Source organism: Laceyella putida (assembly GCF_042665195.1).
GTDB lineage: Bacteria > Bacillota > Bacilli > Thermoactinomycetales > Thermoactinomycetaceae > Laceyella > Laceyella putida.
Window position 1 is genome coordinate 1 of the sequence record NZ_JBHTBW010000009.1, and the last position, 578, is coordinate 578.

The 578-nt window shown below is 43.1% G+C and carries 1 pseudogene; it reads right to left on the reverse strand.

Annotation, left to right across the window (positions count from 1 at the left end):
- Positions 1-573 (reverse strand): annotated as a pseudogene (locus ACFQNG_RS04020) (hypothetical protein); the annotation flags it as partial.
- Between the last annotated feature and the right edge of the window lie 5 nt (positions 574-578).

Genomic DNA, 578 nt, shown 5'->3' on the forward strand with positions numbered 1-578 from the left:
CTGGAAGTTTCTTGGTTTTGCCCAGTTTTCTACGTCTGGCTGAATAGCGTCTGCGAGTATAAGCAAAGCACATTCATTTCCTTTGAAAAAGAGAGACTGGGTTCCCACACTGGCTACAGCTAAGTAGCGCAGACCTAAGTCTACTCCCATCGCTTTTTGATCTTGGCTTTTCTGCACATCAAATGAGATGGCAATAGCCAGAACCCATTTCTGTTTCTTCTTGTAGAGCTTTCCGGCTCCTTGCTTGGCAGTACCCGCTATGATTCGTTCTAACCATGCTTGTTGAAAAGGGCGAGCCACTACAGGAACGCCAACCTTCTTTTCTAGAGTGGGAAAAGCAACCGTATAGAAAGTTCCCGCTTTCTCTATTTTTAGATTCTGATTATTAAAGCAACACCACATCTTCTTAAAGGTCTTCGCCTCTTGATTTTTCATTTGGGACTTCACCTCACGAATCGTTTGATTCGAGACAGCCGAAGGGAACGTTTCAGAAGAAAATTCTTTGAATATCTTACTTGTTGCTTTGTTCACTTCTGGATGTGTGAGTAACCAGTTCGCAAATTCCGTATTCATCTCAG